20 protein-coding genes are annotated in these 21,963 nt (G+C 62.8%); 3 read left to right on the forward strand and 17 right to left on the reverse strand.

Annotated features, from left to right (window positions below; translation table 11 throughout):
- Nucleotides 1-243 precede the first annotated feature (243 nt).
- Together ACIO0C_RS04145 and ACIO0C_RS04150 are read right to left on the reverse strand one after the other, a co-directional pair.
- On the reverse strand, nt 244-1,425 hold the full coding sequence (locus ACIO0C_RS04145; RefSeq protein ID WP_401308207.1) for an acetyl-CoA C-acyltransferase family protein: 1,182 nt from the start codon (nt 1,423-1,425) through the stop codon (nt 244-246).
- Nucleotides 1,422-2,204 carry an enoyl-CoA hydratase-related protein gene (locus ACIO0C_RS04150; protein ID WP_401308210.1) on the reverse strand — a complete coding sequence of 261 codons (783 nt, stop codon included), beginning with the start codon at nt 2,202-2,204 and terminating at the stop codon, nt 1,422-1,424. The genes ACIO0C_RS04145 and ACIO0C_RS04150 overlap by 4 nt, the downstream gene beginning before the upstream one ends.
- Before the next feature lie 218 nt (nt 2,205-2,422).
- On the opposite strand from ACIO0C_RS04150, the gene ACIO0C_RS04155 reads away from it, so the two are divergent.
- From ACIO0C_RS04155 to ACIO0C_RS04165, 3 genes are read left to right on the forward strand one after another with little or no spacing between them, the layout of a single operon-like run.
- Complete coding sequence (locus tag ACIO0C_RS04155; protein WP_401308213.1) at nt 2,423-3,529, forward strand: polyamine ABC transporter substrate-binding protein; 1,107 nt, start codon at nt 2,423-2,425, stop codon at nt 3,527-3,529.
- 41 nt (nt 3,530-3,570) lie between these two features.
- Nucleotides 3,571-4,989: an aminotransferase gene (locus tag ACIO0C_RS04160; RefSeq protein WP_401308215.1), complete on the forward strand. Its 1,419-nt coding sequence runs from the start codon at nt 3,571-3,573 to the stop codon at nt 4,987-4,989.
- On the forward strand, nt 4,986-5,894 hold the full coding sequence (locus ACIO0C_RS04165; RefSeq protein WP_401308217.1) for a LuxR C-terminal-related transcriptional regulator: 909 nt from the start codon (nt 4,986-4,988) through the stop codon (nt 5,892-5,894). The genes ACIO0C_RS04160 and ACIO0C_RS04165 overlap by 4 nt, the downstream gene beginning before the upstream one ends.
- A 178-nt stretch (nt 5,895-6,072) precedes the next feature.
- Here the strand turns inward: ACIO0C_RS04165 and paaZ are convergent, their stop codons facing one another.
- The 15 genes from paaZ to paaF all read right to left on the reverse strand — a co-directional run bounded on the left by paaZ (nt 6,073) and on the right by paaF (nt 21,795).
- Nucleotides 6,073-8,142, reverse strand: coding sequence for a phenylacetic acid degradation bifunctional protein PaaZ (gene paaZ, locus ACIO0C_RS04170; protein ID WP_401308220.1), 2,070 nt, complete (start codon nt 8,140-8,142; stop codon nt 6,073-6,075).
- A gap of 58 nt (nt 8,143-8,200) precedes the next feature.
- Nucleotides 8,201-9,454 carry an OprD family porin gene (locus ACIO0C_RS04175; RefSeq protein ID WP_401308223.1) on the reverse strand — a complete coding sequence of 418 codons (1,254 nt, stop codon included), beginning with the start codon at nt 9,452-9,454 and terminating at the stop codon, nt 8,201-8,203.
- 22 nt (nt 9,455-9,476) lie between these two features.
- Complete coding sequence (locus ACIO0C_RS04180; protein ID WP_401308225.1) at nt 9,477-11,123, reverse strand: cation acetate symporter; 1,647 nt, start codon at nt 11,121-11,123, stop codon at nt 9,477-9,479.
- Nucleotides 11,120-11,428 carry a DUF485 domain-containing protein gene (locus tag ACIO0C_RS04185; RefSeq protein ID WP_401308227.1) on the reverse strand — a complete coding sequence of 103 codons (309 nt, stop codon included), beginning with the start codon at nt 11,426-11,428 and terminating at the stop codon, nt 11,120-11,122. Before ACIO0C_RS04185 ends, ACIO0C_RS04180 begins: the two co-directional genes overlap by 4 nt.
- A gap of 167 nt (nt 11,429-11,595) precedes the next feature.
- Entirely contained in the window at nt 11,596-12,672 is a 1,077-nt protein-coding gene (gene paaE, locus ACIO0C_RS04190; protein ID WP_401308230.1) for a 1,2-phenylacetyl-CoA epoxidase subunit PaaE, read from the reverse strand.
- A gap of 31 nt (nt 12,673-12,703) precedes the next feature.
- Entirely contained in the window at nt 12,704-13,237 is a 534-nt protein-coding gene (paaD, locus tag ACIO0C_RS04195) for a 1,2-phenylacetyl-CoA epoxidase subunit PaaD (protein WP_401308233.1), read from the reverse strand.
- Complete coding sequence (gene paaC, locus ACIO0C_RS04200; RefSeq protein ID WP_401308236.1) at nt 13,224-13,985, reverse strand: 1,2-phenylacetyl-CoA epoxidase subunit PaaC; 762 nt, start codon at nt 13,983-13,985, stop codon at nt 13,224-13,226. The genes paaD and paaC overlap by 14 nt, the downstream gene beginning before the upstream one ends.
- A gap of 8 nt (nt 13,986-13,993) precedes the next feature.
- A complete protein-coding gene (gene paaB / locus ACIO0C_RS04205; RefSeq protein ID WP_007943393.1) occupies nt 13,994-14,275 on the reverse strand; it encodes a 1,2-phenylacetyl-CoA epoxidase subunit PaaB in 282 nt (93 codons plus the stop codon).
- A gap of 28 nt (nt 14,276-14,303) precedes the next feature.
- Nucleotides 14,304-15,293 carry a 1,2-phenylacetyl-CoA epoxidase subunit PaaA gene (gene paaA / locus ACIO0C_RS04210; protein WP_401308240.1) on the reverse strand — a complete coding sequence of 330 codons (990 nt, stop codon included), beginning with the start codon at nt 15,291-15,293 and terminating at the stop codon, nt 14,304-14,306.
- A 310-nt stretch (nt 15,294-15,603) separates the two neighbouring features.
- Nucleotides 15,604-16,929 carry a phenylacetate--CoA ligase PaaK gene (paaK, locus tag ACIO0C_RS04215; protein WP_401308243.1) on the reverse strand — a complete coding sequence of 442 codons (1,326 nt, stop codon included), beginning with the start codon at nt 16,927-16,929 and terminating at the stop codon, nt 15,604-15,606.
- Between the two features lie 99 nt (nt 16,930-17,028).
- Entirely contained in the window at nt 17,029-18,240 is a 1,212-nt protein-coding gene (gene pcaF / locus ACIO0C_RS04220; protein ID WP_401308246.1) for a 3-oxoadipyl-CoA thiolase, read from the reverse strand.
- Nucleotides 18,233-18,682 (reverse strand): hydroxyphenylacetyl-CoA thioesterase PaaI, encoded by a 450-nt coding sequence (gene paaI, locus ACIO0C_RS04225; protein WP_401308249.1) that lies wholly within the window; start codon nt 18,680-18,682, stop codon nt 18,233-18,235. Before paaI ends, pcaF begins: the two co-directional genes overlap by 8 nt.
- A complete protein-coding gene (gene paaH / locus ACIO0C_RS04230) occupies nt 18,675-20,192 on the reverse strand; it encodes a 3-hydroxyacyl-CoA dehydrogenase PaaH (RefSeq protein WP_401308252.1) in 1,518 nt (505 codons plus the stop codon). The genes paaI and paaH overlap by 8 nt, the downstream gene beginning before the upstream one ends.
- A gap of 3 nt (nt 20,193-20,195) precedes the next feature.
- Nucleotides 20,196-20,987, reverse strand: coding sequence for a 2-(1,2-epoxy-1,2-dihydrophenyl)acetyl-CoA isomerase PaaG (gene paaG / locus ACIO0C_RS04235; protein ID WP_401308255.1), 792 nt, complete (start codon nt 20,985-20,987; stop codon nt 20,196-20,198).
- 34 nt (nt 20,988-21,021) lie between these two features.
- A complete protein-coding gene (paaF, locus tag ACIO0C_RS04240; RefSeq protein WP_401308257.1) occupies nt 21,022-21,795 on the reverse strand; it encodes a 2,3-dehydroadipyl-CoA hydratase PaaF in 774 nt (257 codons plus the stop codon).
- Nucleotides 21,796-21,963: the final 168 nt, after the last annotated feature.

Genomic DNA, 21,963 nt, shown 5'->3' on the forward strand with positions numbered 1-21,963 from the left:
CATTTAATTATGCACGTAATATGACGCATGTAATATTTAGTCGCAAATGATTTTTTCTGCCGGCTGTCAGGTGTTCATTTCGAGGAGGGGCGCCTTGGATGGCGGTCGTAGCGGCGGGGCAGTGATGTTGACGTTTGATACGGTCCTGGAGCTGCCGAAGGCTGCGATCTTTTGACGTTTCAAGATCAAAAGATCGCAGCTTGCGGCAGCTCAGGTCCTACAGGTCCTACGGGGCAGGGGGGATCAGGCGCGTTCGAAGATCGCCGCGATGCCCTGGCCGCCACCGATGCACATGGTCACCAGGGCGTAACGGCCGCCGGTGCGGTGCAGTTCGTGGATGGCCTTGGTGGCGATGATGGCGCCGGTCGCGCCCACCGGGTGACCCAGGGCGATGCCCGAGCCGTTCGGGTTGACCTTGGCCGGGTCCAGATCCAGTTCCTGGCTGACCGCACAGGCTTGCGCGGCGAACGCGATGTTGGCTTCGACCACGTCCATGTCGGCGACGGTCAGGCCGGCGCGCTTGAGTGCCAGGCGGGTGGCCGGGATCGGGCCCAGGCCCATCAGTGTCGGTTCGACGCCGGCGTGGGCGTAGCTGACCAGGCGGGCGAGCGGGCGCAGGTTGTTGACCTGTACCGCCGCGCCGGTGGCCATGACCAGGGCGGCCGCACCGTCATTCAGGCCGGAGGCGTTGCCGGCGGTGACCGAGCCGTCCTTCTTGAACGCCGGCTTCATCGCCGCCAGCTGTTCCAGGGAGGTGGCGCGTGGGTGCTCGTCGACGCTGAACAGTTTAGTGCCCTTGCGATCCGGAATCTCTACGGTCGCGATCTGCTCGTTGAAGTAGCCGTTGGCAATCGCATGGGCGGCGCGTTTCTGGTCTTCGAAGGCCAGGGCATCCTGCATTTCGCGGGTGATGCCGTTGTGTTCGGCGACGTTTTCTGCGGTGATGCCCATGTGGATGTTGTGGAACGGGTCGTGCAGGATGCCCAGCATGTAGTCGACGGCCTGGACGTTGCCCATGCGCGCGCCCCAACGGGCCGATGGCAGCAGGTACGGCCCGCGGCTCATGGACTCGGCACCGGCGCCGACGGCGATGTCGGCATCGCCCAGCAGCAGGGTCTGCGCCGCGCTGATGATTGCCTGCAGGCCGGAGCCGCAGAGGCGGTTGACGTTGTAGGCCGGGGTTTCTTTCGGGATGCCGGCGTTCATCGCGGCGACCCGGGAGATGTAGGCGTCGCGGGTTTCGGTCGGGATCACGTGGCCCATCACCAGATGGCCGACGAGCGCCGGGTCCACGGCGGCGCGTTCCAGGGCGGCTTTCACGGCGGTGGTCGCGAGCTCGGCCGGTGGAACGTCCTTGAGGGATCCGCCGAAGGTGCCAATGGCGGTACGGGCGGCGCTGACGACGTAGATTTCCGGGGTATTCATGGCTGTGTTCCTTTCGGTGGATTCTTATCTGTACTGCGATTGAGCAGGGCGTTCAAGGCCGTTTTCGCCTCGACGGTATTGAGGCGCTGGATGAACAGCAGGTTTTCTTCACGCAGGGTGGCTTGCAGTTCGGCCATGCCGGCCTGCGTCATCAATTGTCGGGACTGGCGCAAGGCTTGCGGGGGCATCGTCAAAAAGCGCTGGGCGATCTTTTCTGCCGCGGCCAGGCATTGCTCGCCGTCATCGAAGGCAGCGTTGGCCAGGCCCCAGGCCACGGCCTCGCTACCATCGAGGCTGTCGCCCAACAATAGCAAACTCGCGGCGCGGGCCTGGCCCAGGCGGCGTGGCATCAGCAGGCTGGCGCCGAACTCGGGGCACAGGCCCAGATTGACGAACGGCGTGCGCAGCTTGGCATTACGGGTGACCAGCACCTGGTCGCAATGCAGCAGCAGGGTGGTGCCGATGCCGATGGCGGCCCCGCACACCGCCGCGATCAACGGCTTTTGCAGGTGGGTCACGGCGCGCATCAGGCGAAAGGCCGGGCTGTCCAGGTGCGTTGGCGGCTCTTGCAGGAAATCCACCAGGTCGTTGCCACTGGTAAAACAGCTCGGGCCACCGGTTACGATGACCACGCCGATTTCGTCATTCTCGTCAGCCGCAAACAGTAGGTCGGCCAAGCGCGTGTACATGGCGTTGGTCAGTGCATTGAGCTTGTCGGGACGATCGATGGTCAGTGTCAGCACGCCATCGCGCAGTTCTTGTTTGATCAGGTCGGTCATGGATGGCTCTGGCAGAGTCGGTTCAACGGACACTTTAAGCGTCAGGCAATCCCCGCAGCTATGACAAAACGGGTCAACCGACCTGATGCTTTTTGCCATATCGCGCCGTCAAAACCGCCCACACACCCATTCGGGTTATGGTGCTGTGCGGCGAATCCACCAATAGTAGGGTCATCCGCTCATCCAGAGCCGAACTCGCTTGATAAGGTGCATTTGCTATGGGCAAGACACTGCTTAAGGTGATTTCCAGTCTGTTTGTTGTACCGCTGACCCTCAGTGCCCACGCCGGTGGTGTGAACGACAGCAATACGCTGCGGCTGTACAACTGGGCGGACTACATCGGTGAGAAAACCCTGGCCGATTTCGAAAAGGCCACCGGGATCAAGGTGATCTACGACACCTTCGACGCCTATGAAACGGTGCAGGCCAAGTTGCTCACCGGCCACTCCGGTTACGACCTGATCGTGCTCAATGCCTCCCTCGCGCCGCCGCTGATCCAGGCCAAGGTGTTCCAGCCACTGGACAAGAAACTGCTGCCGGGCTGGAGCAACCTGGACCCGAAAGTCTTGCACGACCTGCAAGGGTTCGATCCGGGCGCGACCTACTCGGCGCCTTATACCTGGGGCAGCAACGGCATCACCTACAACGTCGACAAGATCAAGGAGCGCATGCCGGATGCGCCAATCGGCTCGCTGGCGATGATTTTCGATCCGAAGATCGTCTCGCGCTTCGCCGACTGTGGCGTGACCCTGGTCGATGCGCCCACCGAAGTGATCCCCCTGGCGCTCAAGTACCTGGGCCGCGATCCGCGTAGCGCCAAGCCGGAGGACCTGAAGGCGGCGCAGGAACTGCTCCTGTCGGTGCGGCCGTACATCCGCAAGTTCGACTCGGTCAATTACCTGACCAGCCTGCCCAACGGCGATGTATGCATGGCCATGACCTGGTCCGGCGATTACGCGACGGCGATGGCCCGCGCCGAAGAAGCCAAGTTGAACATCAACCTGTCCTATTTCATTCCCAAGGAAGGCTCGCTGATCTGGTTCGACAACATGTACATCCCGGCCGACGCGCCCCATGTCGCCAATGCCCACAAGTTCCTTGAATACCTGATGCAGCCGCAGGTGATGGCGGACGTCACTGACTACATCCATTACGCCAACAGCAACGCGGCGGCCACGCCACTGTTGAACGCCGATGTGCGCAACAACCCGGCGATTTACCCCGATGAAGCCACCCGCGAACGCCTGTTCCCGCAGAAGACCCAGGACGCCAAGGACATGCGGGCCATGACCCGGGTCTGGAGCACCGTCAAAAGCGGCATCTGATTCGTTCGATCGTTAGTCAATCCGGTTAGAGGTGTATTGTTATGGCGACGCCAACACGCAGCGTTTTTTCCCCGGCGGACGAGTCCCGGCTGGTCAAGGCCGACAAGGCCCACCATATGCACGGCTATCACGTGTTCGACGAGCACGCCGAACAAGGCTCCCTGAACATCGTCGCAGGCGACGGCGCCTACATCTACGACACCCGGGGCAACCGCTTTCTCGATGCGGTGGGCGGCATGTGGTGCACCAATATCGGCCTGGGCCGTGAGGAAATGGCCCAGGCCATCGCCGACCAGGTGCGGCAACTGGCCTATTCCAATCCGTTTTCCGACATGTCCAACAACGTGGCCATCGAGCTGTGCGAAAAGCTCGCCAGCCTCGCTCCCGGCGACCTCGACCACGTGTTCCTCACCACCGGTGGTTCAACGGCCGTAGACACCGCGTACCGGCTGATCCAGTACTACCAGAACTGCCGCGGCCTGCCTGAAAAGAAGCACGTCATCGCCCGTTTCAACGCGTACCACGGCTCCACCACCCTGACCATGTCGATCGGCAACAAGGCTGCCGACCGGGTGCCGGAGTTCGATTACGCCAACCCGCTGATTCACCACGTGTCCAACCCCAATCCCTACCGCGCGCCGCAAGACATGGACGAAGCGCAGTTCCTCGAGTTCCTGGTCAAGGAGTTCGAAGACAAGATCCTGTCGATTGGCGCGGACAAGGTCGCCGGGTTCTTCGCCGAACCGGTGATGGGCTCGGGCGGGGTGATCATTGCGCCCAAGGGCTACCTCAAGCGCATGTGGGAAGTCTGCCAGCGCTACGACATCCTGTTCGTCGCCGACGAGGTGGTCACTTCGTTCGGGCGCCTGGGCAAGTTCTTCGCGTCGAAGGATGTGTTCGACGTACAGCCCGACATCATCACCACCGCCAAGGGCCTGACGTCGGCGTACCTGCCGCTGGGCGCGTGCATTTTTTCCGAGCGCATCTGGAAGGTCATCGCCGAGCCGGGTCAGGGCCGATGCTTCACCCATGGCTTTACCTACAGCGGCCATCCGGTGTGCTGCACGGCGGCGCTGAAGAACATCGAAATCATCGAACGGGAAAACCTGCTGGCCCACGTCGACGATGTCGGCGGCTACCTCGAACAGCGCCTGGCCACGTTGCGCGATCTGCCTCTGGTGGGTGATGTGCGTTGCCTGAAGCTTATGGCGTGCGTGGAGTTCGTCGCCGACAAACGCACCAAGGCGTTGTTCGCCGACGCGATCAACATCGGTGAGAAGATCCATGTGCGGGCACAGGCCAGGGGCTTGCTGGTGCGGCCGATCATGCATCTGAACGTGATGTCGCCACCGCTGATCCTCACTTATGCCCAGGTCGATGAAATCGTCGAGATCCTGCGCGAATGTATCCTCGAGGTGGCGGCCGAGCTTGAGGCGAGCGGACAGTACGCCGGCCAATGATTTCGTCAGTCCGGCTGTTACCAATGGGTTGTTCAGCCGCTAGACTGCGGGGCATGAGCAGACCAAACGACGATACGCTGATCGCGGTGCCCTTCGGGGCATTGCATAACTGGCATGGGGGCATGCGCGAGGCCTTCGCCCATGTCGACGAGCCCGACGCACTGCAATACCTGGTGTCGGCGTTGGGGCAACTGGTGTCCATCGAATCGGTGATGATCAGCCTGGAGCGCAAGGACCGTGCACCACAGTTGCTGCACCAGCGCGGCATTGCCCAGGAATACCAGGTCTCGATTCTCGAGCGCTATTTCGCCGGGGGCTATCTGCTCGATCCGTTCTGCCTGGCGGTGGAGCAGGGGCTGGCGCAGGGCTTCTATCACCTTGCGGACATTGCGCCGGACAACTTCTTCGACAGTGACTATTACAAGACCTATTACCTGAAGGCCAACTGTTCGGAAGACAGCTATTACATTGTCGATACGGGCAACGACACGAAAATTTCCGTCAGCCTCTTTCAGGGTTTCGGCGGTGAATGCCTGGGGGTCGAGCAGTTGAATCTGCTGCGCGCCGTCGAACCGTTGGTGCGCGAATTCATCAGCGAATTCAGCCGCCGTGGCATGCAGCGCAGTAGCGAGATCCAGGGCAACAACGATCAAGGCCTGCGCGATGATCTCAAGCATCGGGTGCAATCGGCGTTCGAGCATTTCGGTAGCGACTTGCTCACCGAGCGCGAGCGCGAAGTGGCGCACATGGTGCTGCGCGGGCACTCGGTGAAGTCCACGGCCAGCCAGATGAACATCTCACCGGAAACCGTGCGCATGCACCGCAAGAATCTGTATTTGAAGCTGGAGGTGGGGTCGCAATCGGAGTTGTTTGCGCTGTTTATCGAGTGGTTGCGCGGGCATTGAGAGAGGTCGACCACAGTCCTGTGGCCAACTGAAAATCCTGTGGGAGCGAGCTTGCTCGCGATTGCGGTGTGTCAGCGACATTTTTGTTGGCTGATACACCGCAATCGCGGGCAAGCCCGCTCCCACAGGGTTACTGGTTGACTACAGATGTTTGGTCAACCAGTAACCCTGTTCAAGATCAATCCTCGCGTTTGACCACCAAGGTCAAAATGTCATAGCTGGCCACCAGTTCACCCAGCTGGTTGGTGACTTCCACATCCCACGCCACCACCCCTTGCGGGATGCCCTGCGGGCTCTTTTTGCCCTGGTCGATCTTGCGTTTGCACGTCAGGCGCGCCTGGATGGTGTCGCCGATGCCCACCGGGTTGATGAAGCGCAGGGTGTCGAGACCGTAGTTGGCCAGTACCGGGCCGACACCAGGGGAAACGAACAGGCCGGCGGCGGCCGACAATACGAAGTAACCGTGGGCGATGCGCTTGCCGAATTGCGATTCCTTGGCCGCGATGTCATCGAAGTGCATGTAGAAGTGGTCGCCCGACAGGCAGCCGAAGTTCACCAGGTCGGCTTCGGTGACGGTGCGGCGGTGGGTCAGCAGCGACTCGCCGATCTGCAGGTCCTGGAAGTAGCGACGGAACGGGTGCACCTCGGTTTCGATGACCTTGGCCCCGCGCACGAATTCGCCGGTGACCGCTGCCAGCATGGTCGGCGAACCTTGTACCGCTGCGCGTTGCAGGTAGTGCTTCACCGCACGCAGGCCGCCGAGCTCTTCACCGCCGCCGGCACGCCCCGGGCCGCCGTGCTTGAGTTGCGGCAGTGGCGAGCCGTGACCGGTGGATTCACCGGCGCAGTTGCGGTCCAGCACCAGCAGACGGCCGTGCAAGGCGGCGGCCACCGGGATCGCCTTGGCGGCGATCTGTGGGTCCTTGGTCACCAGGCTGGCCACCAGGCTGCCTTTGCCGCGTGCGGAAAGGGCCAGTGCTTCGTCCAGATCGTCGTAGGCCATCAAGGTGCTGACCGGGCCGAACGCTTCGATGTCGTGGGCGCCACCTTCGGCGTGCGGGTCGCGGGCCTGCAGCAGGGTCGGGGCGAAGAACGCGCCCTTGTCGACGTTTTCGCCGCGCGGTTCGAAACCGTCGCGGGCACCGAACAGCAGGTCGCTGCTCTGCAACAGCATTTCCAGACGCTCGGCCACGTCCTTCTGTTGATCGTGGGACGCCAGCGCACCCATGCGCACGCCTTCCACCGACGGATCGCCGACCACCACTTTGGTCAGGCGATCACGCAGGCGCGTGGCGACTGCGTCGATGTGCTTGGCCGGGACTATGGCGCGGCGAATGGCGGTGCATTTCTGCCCGGCCTTGGTGGTCATTTCCCGGGCGACTTCCTTGATGAACAGCTCGAACTCTTCGTCATCCGGAGTGACATCCGGGGCGAGGATCGCGCAGTTCAGCGAGTCGGCTTCGGCGGTGAACGGTACCGAGTTGCGGATCAGGTTCGGGTTGACCCGCAGCTTGGCCGCGGTGTCGGCGGAACCGGTAAAGGTCACGACGTCCTGGCCTTGCAGGCGATCGAGCAGGTCACCGGTGCCGCCGATGATCAGCTGCAGGCTGCCCGCTGGCAACAGGCCGGATTCGTCCATCAGGCGCACCACGGCCTCAGTCAGGTAGCTGGTGGCGCTGGCTGGCTTGACGATGCATGGCATGCCGGCGAGGAAGCTCGGGGCGAATTTTTCCAGCATGCCCCAGATCGGGAAGTTGAAGGCGTTGATGTGCACCGCCACGCCGCCACGGGGTACCAGAATATGAGTGCCGGCGAAGGTGCCCATTTTGCTCAGTTGCAGCGCCGGGCCTTCGTGGACGACGTTGCCCGATGGCAGCTCGCGGGAGCCGAGGCTGGCGTAGGTGAACAGCGTGCTGTTACCGCCTTCGATGTCGATCCAGCTGTCGGCACGGGTCGCGCCGCTGTGGTGGGAAATCGCGTAGAGCTGTTCCTTGCGCTCGGCCAGGTACAGGGCCAGGGCCTTCAGACGCTGGGCGCGCTGCTGGAAGTCCAGGGCCATCAGGCCGCTGACGCCTTGGCGGCGACCGTGTTCGATGGCTTCGGCGAAGTCCGGACGCTCTTCGTGGGTACGGAAGATTTCATGGCCGTCGAGGGCGCTGCGCAGGACTTGTGCGCCGTGTTGGCCGATCCAGCGACCGGCGATGAAACTCTGCAGGGTAGGGGCATGCAGTGTAGGTGAGGAGGACATCACGATTGCTCCTGATTGTGAAAAGTCTGGGCGCGGTCGCGACCGCGCCCTTTCGGAATTACCAAAGCGCCAGGGTGTAACCGACGATCAATCGGTTCTCATCGAGGGCGGTCGTCAAGCCATTGCCGGAGCGGAAGGTCACGTTGCGCCAGCGCAGGCTGACGTTCTTCAACACACCGCTCTGGATGACGTAGCTGATATCGGTGTCGCGTTCCCATTCGCGCCCGTTGTCGACGGTGCCCGCCTTGACGTGGCGACCGTCGGTGTAGCGGGTCATGAAGGTCAGGCCGGGAATGCCTTGCGCGGCGAAGTCATAGTCGTAGCGCAGCTGCCAGGAATCTTCCTCGGCGCGGGTAAAGGTGTTGAAGGTCACCAGGTTGACCACGTACGGATCGCCACCGTTGAGGAACGGAAAGGCGCTGTCGCCGGACAGTTGCTGGTAGGCGGCACTGACCTTGTGGGCACCCTGGGACAGGGTGAACATGCTGTTGAAGTTGCGGTTGTCGATGCGCCCGGCTTTTTCTGCACCGTCGCCGCGGCTGTCGAAATAACGCAGGTCGCTGCGCAGGTTGAAGCCGTTGCCCAGGGGCAGGGTATGCACCAGCCCGACGAATTGCTGGCGATAGATCTGCTCGAGCTTGCCGTAGTAGTAGCTCAGGTTCAGTTGCGGACTGAACGCGTAGCTGCCACCGCCGAAGTCGAAGTGATCGCTGCTGGCGGCGGCGTAGCCGATGTCATCGTTGCTGGACGAGTCCCGCAGGTTGGCCTTGGTCAGGCGTCCGGCATTGAGCGTCAGGCCGTCGATTTCCTGGCTGGTCAGTAAGCCGCCTTCGAAGGTCGAACTCAGCAGGCGGGTGTCGTTGTAAGTTGCCACGGGCAACACGGGTTGCAGGGTGCCGAGTTTCAACAGGCTTTTCGATACACGCAGTTTGCCGGTCAGGCCCAGTTCGCTGTAGTCGTCGTCGGGTTCATGGCTCTGCGGGCCAAAGGGCAGCAGGCCGGTGCCACGGCGATCCGGGCTGGAGTCGAGCTTGATCCCCAGCTCCCCCAGTGCATCGAGACCGAAACCGAAGGTGCCGTCGGTGAACCCGGATTCGACACGCGCCGTAAAGCCCTGGGCCCATTCTTCGGCCTTGGCTTGCGGCGCGTTGTCCTGGCGGAAATCGCGGTTGAGGTAGAGGTTGCGCATTTCGATACGGGCCTTGCTGTCGCCGATGAAGTCGGCCATGGCGCTGGGCGCGAACAGGGGCAGACTCAATGCGGCGGCCAGGGAAAACAGTGATTCACAAGATGCGTTACGTGCGGGCTTCATTATTTTTATTCCCTGCCAATATTCAGTGTTTGCTGGCGCCAGTGGCACCGATGCCGGTCATCGAGCGGATGAACTGCGCCAGATAACGGCCGCGCTCAAGGGCTGCACGGGGCGAGGTGTCGGTGACGGAAAACAGCCATGCACTGAAGAACGCCAGGCTCATGGAAAACAGCGCCGGGTTGGAGTACGGGAACAACGCCTTGTCGTGATGCATCACGTTGACCCACACCGCCGGGCTCAGCACCAGCAGGACAATCGCCGAGACCAGGCCGGACAGGCTGCCGACGACGGCGCCGCGGGTGGTCAGGCCTTTCCAGTACATCGAGAGGAACAGCACCGGGAAATTCACCGACGCGGCGATGGCCAGTACCAGGCCGGACAGGAAGGCAATGTTCTGCGACTCGAACAACAGGCCGAGGATGATCGCCAGCACGCCGATGCACAGGGTGGCGATTCGCGATACGCGCATTTCCTGCTGTTCCGTGGCCTGGCCCTTGCGCATCACGCAGGCATACAGGTCGTGGGACACCGCCGAAGCGCCGGACAGCGCCAGCCCGGCAACCACCGCCAGGATGGTGGCGAAGGCGACAGCCGAGATGAAGCCGAGGAACAGGTTGCCGCCCACGGCCTGGGCCAGGTGCACGGCGATCATGTTGCCGCCGCCGATGATCGCGCCGCTGGCATCGCGGAACGCAGGATCGGTGCCGACCATGACGATGGCGCCGAAGCCGACGATGATCAGCAGCAGGTAGAAGTAGCCGATGAAACCGGTGGCGTAGAACACGCTTTTACGCGCTTCCTTGGCATCACTGACGGTGAAGAAACGCATCAGGATGTGCGGCAGGCCGGCGGTGCCGAACATCATGCCCAGCCCAAGGGAGATCGCATCGACCGGGTTGGACAGCAAGCCGCCTGGGGCCATGATCGCGTTGCCCTTGGCATGCACGGCGGTGGCGCCGGCAAACATGGCCTCGGTGCTGAAACCGAAATGCTTGAGCACCATGAACGCCATGAACGTGGTGCCGAACAACAGCATCACCGCCTTGATGATCTGCACCCAGGTGGTGGCGAGCATGCCGCCGAAGGTCACGTAGAACACCATCAATACGCCGACCAGCATCACGGCATAGAGGTAGTCGATGCCGAACAGCAATTCGATCAGCTTGCCGGCGCCGACCATCTGCGCCACCAGGTACATCAGGGCGACGGTCAGGGTGCCGAAGGCCGAAGTCAGGCGCACTGGCGTCTGCTCCAGGCGATAGGAGACCACGTCGGCGAAGGTGTATTTACCGAGGTTGCGCAGGCGTTCGGCGATCAGGAACAGGATGATCGGCCAGCCGGCCAACACGCCCAAGGCGTAGAGCAAGCCGTCGTAGCCATTGAGGAACATCATCGCGGAAATGCCGAGGAACGAGGCGGCGGAGATCATGTCGCCGGCAATCGCCAGGCCGTTCTGGAAACCGGTCATGCCGCCGCCGGCGGTGTAGAAGTCGCTGGCGGAACGGGTGCGCAGGGCAGCCCAGCGTGTCACGCCAAGGGTGAACAACACGAACACCAGGAACATGCCGATGGCGTTCCAGTTCAGTGGTCGCGAAGCGCCGTCGGCGGCCACCGCAAGATCGGTGACCACCGCCAGCGGCAGCAGGAACAGCGCGAGAAGGCGGCTCATCGGGTGCACTCCTGCTTGAGTTTTTCATTCAGCGGGTCGATCACGTTGTTGGCGCGATAGACATAGAAGCCGGTCAGCGCAAAGGCCAGCCCGACGATGACGACACCCACCAGCATGCCCACGGTGGTCACGCCGCCGCTGAGGGATTGGCCGAGGGTAGAAGGGGAGAAAGCCACCAGCAGCACGAAGCCGTAATAGATCACTAGCATGGCCAGGCTCAATGACCAGTACAGCTTCTGTTTGCGGCGCACCAGCTGGATGAAATCCGGGTGCTGGCGGATGAGTTCTATTTCCTGGGGTGTCATGACGCGCGCTCCTTTGTTGTTTTTGTTTTGGGTGAAAACGATGTGTTCGGGTCGATCACCGGCCCCCCTGTAGGCGCTGGCTTGCCAGCGAAGACGCCCTTGAGATCACCGTATGTTTTCAGGCCGCCTTCGCTGGCAAGCCAGCTCCTACAGGGTTTTGCGTTGTTTCAGAGTTGGTCGAAATCCAGCACCACCTTGTCGCTGATCGGGAAGGCCTGGCACGACAGCACATAGCCGGCGGCCACTTCGTAGTCTTCCAGCGCGTGGTTGCTGTCCATTTCCACTTCGCCTTCGATGACCTTGCACTTGCAGGTCGAGCACACGCCGGCCTTGCACGAGTAGGGCAGTTCGGCGCCCTGGGCGTTGCCGGCATCGAGAATGCTCTGGCTGTTGCGCGGCAGGTCGAAAGCCAGGGCACGACCATCGCTGATCACGGTGATCTGGCTGACCGCCGCATCCACTTGGCGGGCGGCTTCGCGGGCCTGGCGTTTCTGCTGGCTACCGGCGGCCGCGAACAGTTCGAAATGAATGCGCTCAGGCGTCATGCCCTTGGCCTTGAGGCTGTCGCGCACGGTCTCGGTCATTTCCTGCGGGCCGCAGATGAAGGCGGCGTCGAGGGCTTTGACGTCGAGCCAACGGCTGAACAGCTGCTCGCATTTCTCGGCGTTGATCCGGCCGTTGTACAAGTCCACATCCTGCTGCTCGCGGCTGAACACGAAGATCAGGTTCAGGCGTTGCAGGTAGCGGTTCTTCAGGTCTTCCAGCTGTTCGCGGAACAGTGCGCCGGAGCTGGAGCGGTTGCCGTACAGCAGGGTGACGTGGCTGTTGGGCTCGGTTTGCAGAGTGGTCTTGATGATCGACAGGATCGGCGTGATGCCGCTGCCGGCCGCGACCGCCAGGTAGTTGCCGTGGCGAGCAGGGTCGAGTTCCACGCTGAAATGCCCGGCGGGCGGCATGACTTCCAGGCTGTGCCCGGCCTTGAGCTGCTCGTTGGCAAACGCGGAAAAGCGTCCACCGGCCACACGCTTGATCGCGACGCGCAGTTCACCGTCGTTGACCCCGGTGCAGATCGAGTAGGAGCGGCGCACTTCTTCGCCGTCCAGTTGCGTGCGCATCACCAGGTGCTGGCCTTGGGTGTAGTGAAAGCTGTCTTGCAGGTGCTGCGGAATCTCGAAGGCGATGGACACCGCGTCACGGGTCTCGGTGCGCACATCCTTGATGGTCAGGCTGTGAAATTTGCTCATTGTTGTTCTCCAGCTGGACGGCCGACGCCGCTCAGATGCACTTGAAATAGTCGAACGGTTCCCGGCAATCGACGCAGCGATACAGCGCCTTGCACGCGGTGGAGCCAAACTCGCTGAGCACCTCGGTGTGGACGCTGCCGCATTGCGGGCACGCGATCACCGGGCTTTCACCGAGCAGGCTGCGTTTGCTGGTACTGCCCTCGGGCGGCGCAATGCCGTACGCGCGCAGGCGTTCGCGGCCGCTGTCGCTGATCCAGTCGGTGGTCCAGGCCGGGGTTAACCGGCGCTCCAGGTTCGGTGCCTGGAAACCGGCCTGCTCCAGCGCCTCCCGGATATCGCCCTCGATCACTTCGGTGGCGGGGCAGCCGGAGTACGTCGGGGTGACCACCACGTGCAAGTGCCCGGCCTGCCAATCGAGATCGCGGACAATCCCCAGGTCAACCACGCTGACCACCGGCACTTCCGGGTCCATGACTTGCGACAGGATCGCCCAGGCGGCGGCCAGGTCGCACGGTTGTGCCGGCCGGGCGCCGAGATCGCTCGCGATCAACTCACCAGGTTGCATCGGGGTACGCTCGTGGCAGGAACTGCATTTCGGCCAGCAGGATGCCCAGGTGCTCGGAGTGCAGGCCTTTGCGCGCATTCAGGTAGAAATAGCTTGGCGCGGCCGGCACGGGCAGGGTGGCGCTGGCGAAGATCTGCTTGACCTGGGCTTGCCATTGCGCCGCCACGCTGGCGATGTCCGGGGTGATGCCGGCTTCGCACAGACGCTGCTCGCTGTCATCGGCGGCGATCAGTTCGACGGTGAAGCGCCAGACTTGCGGGATGGCCGCGAGCATGCGCTTGTGGCTTTGCTCGGTGCCGTCGCCCAGACGCTCGACCCACTCGCCGGAGCGGCGCAGGTGGTAGGTGACTTCCTTCACCGCTTTGGCGGCGATCCCGGCAATGCGCTCATCGCCGGACTGGCTCAAACCGTGCAAGACCGGCAGGTGCCAGGCGTCATACAGGAACTGCTTGAGGATGGTCACCGCGTAGTCGCCGTTGGGTTGTTCCACCAGCAGCAGGTTGCGGTAGGCCCGCTCGTCGCGGCGAAACGCCAGGTCATCGGCGTCGCGGCCGTCGTCCAGCAGTTCGGCGGCGTAATCCAGCCAGTTGCGTGCCTGGCCCACCAGGTCGAGGCCGACGTTCATCAGCGCCAGCTCTTCTTCCAGTGCCGGCGCCTTGCCGCACCACTGGCATAGGCGCTGGCCCTGGATCAGGGCGCTGTCGCCCAGGCGCAGCAGGTATTCGATCAGATCGGTCTTGTTATTCATGGTCGACCTCACATGTGCCCGACTTCGGCCGGCAGCTCATAGAAGCTGGCATGTCGGTAAACCTTGTCGTCCGACGGGTCGAACAGCGGGTCTTTTTCATCCGGCGACGAAGCGGTGATCAGCGCCGATGGCACGACCCACAGGCTCACGCCTTCGCTGCGACGGGTGTACAGCTCGCGGGCGTTCTCGATGGCCATGGTGGTGTCGGCGGCATGCACGCTGCCAACGTGTTTGTGGTTGAGGCCGTGCTTGCTACGCACGAAGACTTCGAAGAGGGTCCACTCGGACATTTCAGTTACTCCACATCAGGTGGCCGAATCAGGCGGCGTTCTTGTTTTGTTTTTTGCGGGCGTGGGCGACGGCGGCTTCGCGAACCCAGGCGCCGTCTTCAATCGCCGTGCGGCGGGTGGCGACGCGTTCCTGGTTGCACGGGCCGTTGCCCTTGAGCACTTCGTAGAATTCGTCCCACTGGATCTCGCCGAAATCGTAGTGGCCGCGTTCGGCGTTCCACTTCAGGTCCGGGTCAGGGCAGGTGCAGCCCAACAGTTCCAGCTGCGGGATGGTCTGGTCGATGAAACGCTGGCGCAGTTCGTCGTTGCTCTGGCGCTTGATTTTCCAGGCCATGGATTGCGCGCTGTTCGGCGAGTGCTCGTCGCTCGGGCCGAACATCATCAGCGACGGCCACCACAGGCGGTTGATCGCGTCCTGGACCATGTCTTTTTGCGCCTGGGTACCGTGACGCATCATGGTCAGGAGGATTTCGTAGCCCTGGCGCTGGTGGAAGCTCTCTTCCTTGCAGATGCGGATCATCGCTCGCGAGTACGGACCGTAGGACGTGCGCTGCAGCACCACCTGGTTGACGATCGCCGCGCCATCCACCAGCCAGCCCACCGCGCCCATGTCGGCCCAGTTCAGCGTCGGGTAATTGAAGATGCTCGAGTACTTGGCCTTGCCGCTGTGCAGCTTGGCGATCTCTTCATCGCGGTCGGCACCCAGGGTTTCCATGGCGCTGTACAGGTACAGGCCGTGACCGGCTTCGTCCTGGATCTTGGCCATCAATTGCAGTTTGCGTTTGAGGCTTGGCGCACGGGTGACCCAGTTGCCTTCCGGCAGCATGCCGACGATTTCCGAGTGGGCGTGCTGGGAAATCTGCCGGATCAGGGTTTGCCGGTAGGCATCTGGCATCCAGTTCTTGGCTTCGATCTTGATTTCTGAATCGATTTTTTCCTGGAAGGCGCGCTCCTCATCGGACATCTCCGAGAGGTCTTTGATGCGCTTTACGCCTGTTTCTACGAGCTGTGCGTACATTGGGGGGCTCCCGCCGTGAATCTGTTGAAGGCATGGAGAACTTTATAAGCGATACAGAAATTAATATCAAACATAAAACGACGTGTCGCATTTGTTTTTGGTATCGCTTTGGGTTCAACGGTCCTTCATGAAGCACCGTTCCCCTGTAGGAGCTGGCTTGCCAGCGAAAGCAGTGGGTCAGATGGCAAATTTATCGACTGGACGGATGCCTTCGCTGGCAAGCCTTCTCCTACAGAGAGGGGGTATCTGTTTTCATGAAAAAAAACCAAAAAAAAGCCCCGCAAAAGCGGGGCCATAAGGGGTGCAGCAGTCATGCTTTAGGGCGTTTGTCCACTACGTGGCATGCCTTGCCCTCGGAACGCTTGATCGAATGGAACGGCTGCAACACGATCTGCGAACTGATGCCGATGTATGTCTTGATGTGCCGGCTCAACTCCCCGCAAACAGCCTTCTGCTGTTCGTCGCTCAGGTGCTGATGCTCAGCCTTCAACTCGACATGCACATCCACGCTGTCCAGGTTGCCATTGCGATACAGATGGATCTCGTAGCACTCGGCAAGTTGTTTGACTTTCAGGACCTGTTCTTCAATCTGCGTCGGGAACACGTTCACCCCGCGGATGATCAGCATGTCATCGCTGCGCCCTGTGATCTTGTCGATACGCCGCATCGGCCGCGCGGTGCCCGGCAGCAGGCGCGTCAGGTCGCGAGTGCGGTAGCGGATCATCGGCAGGGCTTCTTTGCTCAGAGAGGTGAACACCAGTTCGCCCATCTGACCGTCCGGCAGCACTTGGCCGGTGACCGGGTCGATGATTTCCGGGTAGAAGTGGTCTTCCCAGATGGTCGGGCCGTCCTTGGTCTCGGCGCATTCCATGGCGACACCCGGGCCCATGATTTCCGAGAGGCCGTAGATGTCCAGGGCGGTGATGCCCATGCGCGCTTCGATGGCGCTGCGCAGCTCGGCGGTCCACGGTTCGGCACCGAAGATGCCCAGGCGCAGGGCCAGTTTGTGCGGGTCGATACCCTGGCGCTCGATCTCGTCGGCGATGTTGAGCATGTAGGACGGCGTGACCATGATGATGTCCGGCTGGAAATCCTTGATCAGCTGCACTTGTTTTTCGGTCTGGCCGCCGGACATCGGGATCACCGTGCAACCCAGGCGTTCGGCACCGTAGTGCGCGCCCAGGCCGCCGGTGAACAGGCCGTAGCCATAGGAAATGTGCACCTTGTCACCACGCCGGCCACCCGCCGCGCGGATCGAACGCGCAACCACGTTGGCCCAGGTGTCGATGTCGTTCTGGGTATAGCCGACGACGGTCGGTTTGCCGGTGGTGCCGCTGGACGCGTGCAGGCGCACCACGTCGTGCATCGGCACGGCGAACATGCCGTATGGATAGTTGTCACGCAGGTCGGACTTGGTGGTGAAGGGGAATTTCGCCAGGTCGTCGAGGGACTTGATGTCGTCGGGGTGCACGCCCAGCGCATCGAAACGCTGACGGTACAGCGGCACATTGTTGTAGGCGTGGTTCAGGCTCCAGCGCAGGCGCTCCAGCTGATGCTGGCGCAGCTCGTCGATGCTGGCGGTTTCCAGCGGGTCCAATACAGGATCTAGCACGGCTTGGGCAATTGGCATGTTCATGTGTTCACTCGAATTGTTTTTGTGTTCCAGCCCCTGCATGCAGGGGCTTTGAGTGCATGCCCCAAGGATACCTCTCGGCTCCTTGGGAATCGCGATTCTTTAGTGGGGTAGACGCTCGATGATCAGCGCGATCCCCTGGCCGACGCCGATGCACATGGTGCACAGGGCGTAGCGGCCATTGCGTTCCTCAAGTTCATGCAGGGCGGTGGTGACCAGGCGTGCACCGCTCATGCCCAACGGATGGCCCAGGGCGATGGCGCCGCCGTTGGGGTTGACCCGTGGGTCGGTGTCGCTCAAGCCCAGTTCGCGCAATACGGCCAGGCCCTGGGCGGCAAAGGCTTCGTTGAGCTCGATGATGTCCATGTCCGCCAGGCTCAGGTTGGCCACTTCCAGCACCTTGCGCGTGGCCGGTACCGGGCCGATGCCCATGATGCGGGGTTCGACGCCGGCGGTGGCCATCGCCACGACCCGGCCACGGGCGGTCAGGCCGTTGCGTTTGGCGGCTTCGGGGCTTGCCAGCAGCAGCGCGCAGGCGCCGTCGTTGACCCCCGAAGCGTTGCCGGCGGTGATGCTGCCGCCTTCGCGGAACGGCGTGCCCAGTTTGGCCAGTTGCTCGAGGGTGGTGTCGCCGCGTGGATGCTCGTCGTGCTCGACCACTTTGGCCGGGCCTTTGCGCTGGGGAATTTCCACCGCGACGATTTCCCTGGCCAGGCGCCCGTTGGCCTGGGCAGCGGCAGCGCGTTGCTGGCTGCGCAGGGCGAAGGCGTCCTGGTCGGCCCGGGAGATGTTGAACTGTTCGGCGACGTTCTCTGCGGTTTCCGGCATGGAATCGATGCCGTAGGCCTTTTTCATCAGCGGATTGACGAAACGCCAGCCGATGGTGGTGTCGAAAATCTCCGCTGCACGGGAAAACGCCTGCTCGGCCTTGCCCATCACCAGTGGCGCGCGGGACATCGACTCGACGCCGCCGACCAGCATCAACCCGGTTTCGCCGCTGCGAATCGCCCGGGCGGCGGTGCCGATGGCATCCAGCCCGGAACCGCACAGGCGATTGAGGGTGGTGCCCGGCACGCTGACCGGCAACCCGGCCAGCAGTGCCGACATGCGCGCGACGTTGCGGTTGTCTTCGCCGGCCTGGTTGGCGCAGCCGTAGATCACATCGTCCACGCTGCTCCAGTCCACTTGCGGGTGGCGGCGCAGCAGTTCGCGCAGGGGCACGGCGCCGAGGTCGTCGGCGCGCACGCTGCTCAGGACTCCGGCGTAGCGACCGATCGGCGTGCGTACTGCGTCGATGATCAGGGCGTCATTCATTGGGGATCTCCTGCGCCAGCACCGAGCCGCGCACTTTGTAGGATTTGCCGTGGAACAGGGCGATCAGCTGGCCCTGCTGGTTTTCAATGCGTACGTCGTAGTTGCCGGTGCGCCCGGAGCGGCTTTGCTCGATGCAATCGGCAGTCAGCGTGTCGCCCAGGCGCGCCGGGGCGATGTAGTCGATGCTGCAGCCGATGGCCACGGTGGCTTCGTTGTAGCTGTTGCAGGCAAAGGCGAATGCCGAGTCGGCGAGGGCGAACAGGTAGCCGCCGTGGCAGGTGCCGTGGCCCTGGACCATGTCCGCGCGCACGGTCATGCCCACTCGCGCTGAGCCTGGGCCGGCAGACAGCAGGCGCATGCCCATGGCCTGGCTGGCGTTGTCGCGCTGGAACAACGCTTGGGCGCAGTTGCTGGCCAGGTTCATCGCTTCATGGTTAGTCATGGAAGTTTCTCCCTTCGGCCACGCGACGGCGCAGCAGCAACGATGGCCGGTAGCGTTCTTCGCCGTACGCGGCATGCAGGTTGTCCAGCGTGCTGAGAATGTGCGGCAGGCCCACGGCATCGGCCCAGGCCAGCGGGCCTTGGGGGTAATTGACCCCGGCGCGCATCGCCAGGTCGATGTCGGAGGCCGAGGCCACGCCTTGCAACAAGGCGTCCGCCGCTTCGTTGGCAAGCATCGCCACGGTGCGCAGGACGGCGAGGGCCGGGCTGTCGCTGAGCAGGCTGACCTTGAGGCCGGCACGTTGCAGCAGGGCGACGCCGTGCTCCAGTGCCTGCGGATCAATGCCTGTCGCATGGCTGATAGCGATGCGCTGGGCCTCGGCATAGTCGAACGCCAGATCCAGCAGGATCAGGTTACGCAGCCCGTCTTCCCGGGCGCGCTGGCAGGCCATGCGCCCGTCACTCAAGGCCAGCACTGCATCACCGATCCGCAGCAAACCGCGGCCATCACGCTGGAGGACTTCGACGCCTTGCTCTTGCAGTCGCCCAAGCAGACCTTGGGCGATGCCCAGGTCACCTTCGGCAACGCAAGCATCGACGCTCGCCACACTGCTGATCTCAGCCGCTTGCGGGCGTTCGGCGCCTTGAGCGTAGCTATAGAAACCCTGTCCGCTCTTGCGTCCCAGTCGTCCACCGTCCACCAGCTCTTTCTGGATCAGCGACGGCTGAAAACGCGTGTCCTGGTAATAGGCGTCGAACACCGAGCAAGTCACGGCGTAGTTAACGTCATGACCGATCAGGTCGGTCAGCTCGAAGGCGCCCATGGCAAAACCACCGGCCTCGCGCATCAACGCATCCAGGGTCGGGCAATCGGCGGCGCCTTCCTGCAACAGGCGCAGGCTTTCCGCATAGAACGGCCGGGCCACGCGGTTGACAATGAAGCCCGGGGTGGAGCGGGTGTGTACCGGTTTCTTGCCCCAGGCCTTGGCGGTGTCGTACAGGCACTCGGCCAAAGCCGGATCGCTGGCCAGGCCCGAGACGATTTCCACCAGCGCCATGACCGGCGCCGGGTTGAAGAAGTGCAGGCCAAGCAGGCGTTGCGGGTGCTGCAGCTGCGCAGCAATGCTGGTGATCGACAGCGACGAAGTGTTGCTGGCCAGGATGCACTGCGCGCCGCAGATGCCTTCCAGCTGGCGGAACAACGCGCGCTTGACCTCCAGGTTCTCGACGATGGCTTCGATGATCAGGTCGCAGTCGGCCAAAGCTTCGATGGCTTCCACGGCCTGCAAGCGGGCGATGGTTGCGCTGCGCGACTCGGCCGACAGTTTGCCGTTCTCGACCCGTTTGCCCAGTTGTCGGTCGATGCCTTCAATGGCCTGGGCGGCAGCGCCGGGACGATTGTCCAGTAGCAACACCGGATGCCCGGCCTGTGCCGCGACCTGGGCAATGCCGGCGCCCATGGCACCGGCGCCGATCACGGCGATGCGTGCAGAAGTGTTCAGTGCGCTCATGACTCAGCGTCCCTTGAAGCTTGGGGTGCGTTTTTCCATGAAGGCGCCGACGCCTTCGCGGTAATCCTCGCTGCGCCCGGCCAGGCGTTGCAGGTCCCGCTCCAGTTCCAGCTGTTCATCAAAGCTGTTGCTCATGCTGGCGTTCAGGCTGCGTTTGATCAGCGCCAGGCCGTAGGTCGGCTGGGTGGCCAGGTGTCGTGCCAGTTTCAATGCTTCATCGCGCAGTTCGGCGTCTTCCACGCAGCGGTAGATCAAGCCCCATTGCTCGGCCTGTTCGGCGCTCAAGCGATTGCCGAGCAGGGCCAGTGCCTTGGCGCGGGCCATGCCGACCAGGCGCGGCAGGGTCCAGGTGCCGCCGGAGTCGGGGATCAGGCCGATCTTGCAGAAGGCCTGGATGAAGCTGGCCGAACGCGCCGCCAGAACCAGGTCGCAAGCCAGCGGAATGTTCGCGCCGGCACCGGCGGCCACGCCGTTGACCGCGCAAATCACCGGCATCGGCAGGTCGCGCAGTTGGCGGATCAGCGGGTTGTAGAACTTCTCGATGGACTCGCCCAGGTCCGGCACGGCACTGCCCGGCGCGACATTGCGGTCGCTCAGATCCTGGCCGGCGCAGAAGCCACGGCCTTCGCCGGTCAGCAGCAGCACACGCACGTCGGGGTTTTGCCGTACCTGTTTCAGCGCTTCCTTCACTTCGCCATGCATCTGGGTGTTGAAGCTGTTGAGCTGATCCGGACGATTGAGGCTGAGCAGGGCGACGCCGGCCTCGATGGAAAACAGGATGTGTTCGAAGTTCATGGTCTTGGCGCTCTCTTGGAATTCGTTAGGCGGGTTACTGGCCGGTGAAAGTCGGCGTGCGTTTTTCCTGGAAGGCAGCAATGCCTTCATCGCGGTCGCGGGTGCCGGCCAGCACGGTGAAGGCGTGACGCTCGAAGCGCAGGCCGCTGGCCAGGTCGGTGTCCATGGCCTTGAGCAGCGCTTCCTTGGCCAGGCGCACCGCCAGCGGGGCCTTGGCGGCGATCTGGCGGGCGACCTGCAGGGCGCGGTCGACGGTGAATTCCGGTTGCGTGACTTCGCTGACCAGGCCGGCGAGCTGGGCTTGGCGGGCGTTGATCGGCTCGCCGGTCAGGACCATCTGCATGGCCATGGATTTACCGACGGCGCGCAACAGGCGTTGGGTGCCACCGGCGCCGGGCATGATCCCGAGGTTGATTTCCGGCTGGCCGAAACGCGCGTCTTCGCCGGCAATGATGATGTCGGCGTGCATCGCCAATTCGCATCCACCGCCGAGGGCGAAACCGTTGACGGCGGCGATCAGTGGTTTGTTGAAGCGGGTGATGGCCTGCCATGAGGCCTGGCGCGGGTCGTCGAGGATGCCGACCAGGTCGCGCTCGGCCATTTCCTTGATGTCGGCACCGGCGGCGAAGGCCTTGCGGCTGCCGGTCATGACCACGGCACGGGTCGCGGGGTCGGCTTGGGCGACGCTGAGCTCAAAGGCCAGTTCACCCAGCAACTGGGTATTGAGGGCGTTCAGCACTTGTGGGCGCTGCAGGGTAATCAGGCGTACGCCAGGCTCGATGAATTCGACGTCAAGGGTTTGAGGCATGGCGGATGCCCTCACGGTGAACGCTCGGCGGTGATGCCGGCTTGTTATTGGATCGGCCTCAGGGGCCGGTTTTGCCGGAGTATACCTGCAATGTGATACGAAAAATCAACAGATAAGTTGTTTTAATGTGTCCTATTGTCGGTGGTGTTGCTTGTTCCAGGTAATCTG

Origin of the sequence: Pseudomonas sp. NPDC087336 (assembly GCF_044744285.1) — a bacterium.
Lineage (GTDB): Bacteria > Pseudomonadota > Gammaproteobacteria > Pseudomonadales > Pseudomonadaceae > Aquipseudomonas.

Coding starts and splice junctions, on each gene's coding strand:
- ACIO0C_RS04180 (WP_401308225.1), bottom strand. CDS start 11,123: ATGAGCCGCCTTCTCGCGCTGTTCCTGCTGCCGCTGGCGGTGGTCACC.
- paaG (WP_401308255.1), bottom strand. CDS start 20,987: ATGAACTTCGAACACATCCTGTTTTCCATCGAGGCCGGCGTCGCCCTG.
- paaE (WP_401308230.1), bottom strand. CDS start 12,672: ATGAGCAAATTTCACAGCCTGACCATCAAGGATGTGCGCACCGAGACC.
- ACIO0C_RS04175 (WP_401308223.1), bottom strand. CDS start 9,454: ATGAAGCCCGCACGTAACGCATCTTGTGAATCACTGTTTTCCCTGGCC.
- paaA (WP_401308240.1), bottom strand. CDS start 15,293: ATGTACGCACAGCTCGTAGAAACAGGCGTAAAGCGCATCAAAGACCTC.
- paaB (WP_007943393.1), bottom strand. CDS start 14,275: ATGTCCGAGTGGACCCTCTTCGAAGTCTTCGTGCGTAGCAAGCACGGC.
- ACIO0C_RS04160 (WP_401308215.1), top strand. CDS start 3,571: ATGGCGACGCCAACACGCAGCGTTTTTTCCCCGGCGGACGAGTCCCGG.
- paaH (WP_401308252.1), bottom strand. CDS start 20,192: ATGAGCGCACTGAACACTTCTGCACGCATCGCCGTGATCGGCGCCGGT.
- ACIO0C_RS04165 (WP_401308217.1), top strand. CDS start 4,986: ATGATTTCGTCAGTCCGGCTGTTACCAATGGGTTGTTCAGCCGCTAGA.
- ACIO0C_RS04150 (WP_401308210.1), bottom strand. CDS start 2,204: ATGACCGACCTGATCAAACAAGAACTGCGCGATGGCGTGCTGACACTG.
- pcaF (WP_401308246.1), bottom strand. CDS start 18,240: ATGAATGACGCCCTGATCATCGACGCAGTACGCACGCCGATCGGTCGC.
- paaF (WP_401308257.1), bottom strand. CDS start 21,795: ATGCCTCAAACCCTTGACGTCGAATTCATCGAGCCTGGCGTACGCCTG.
- paaI (WP_401308249.1), bottom strand. CDS start 18,682: ATGACTAACCATGAAGCGATGAACCTGGCCAGCAACTGCGCCCAAGCG.
- ACIO0C_RS04185 (WP_401308227.1), bottom strand. CDS start 11,428: ATGACACCCCAGGAAATAGAACTCATCCGCCAGCACCCGGATTTCATC.
- ACIO0C_RS04145 (WP_401308207.1), bottom strand. CDS start 1,425: ATGAATACCCCGGAAATCTACGTCGTCAGCGCCGCCCGTACCGCCATT.
- paaC (WP_401308236.1), bottom strand. CDS start 13,985: ATGAATAACAAGACCGATCTGATCGAATACCTGCTGCGCCTGGGCGAC.
- ACIO0C_RS04155 (WP_401308213.1), top strand. CDS start 2,423: ATGGGCAAGACACTGCTTAAGGTGATTTCCAGTCTGTTTGTTGTACCG.
- paaK (WP_401308243.1), bottom strand. CDS start 16,929: ATGAACATGCCAATTGCCCAAGCCGTGCTAGATCCTGTATTGGACCCG.
- paaD (WP_401308233.1), bottom strand. CDS start 13,237: ATGCAACCTGGTGAGTTGATCGCGAGCGATCTCGGCGCCCGGCCGGCA.
- paaZ (WP_401308220.1), bottom strand. CDS start 8,142: ATGTCCTCCTCACCTACACTGCATGCCCCTACCCTGCAGAGTTTCATC.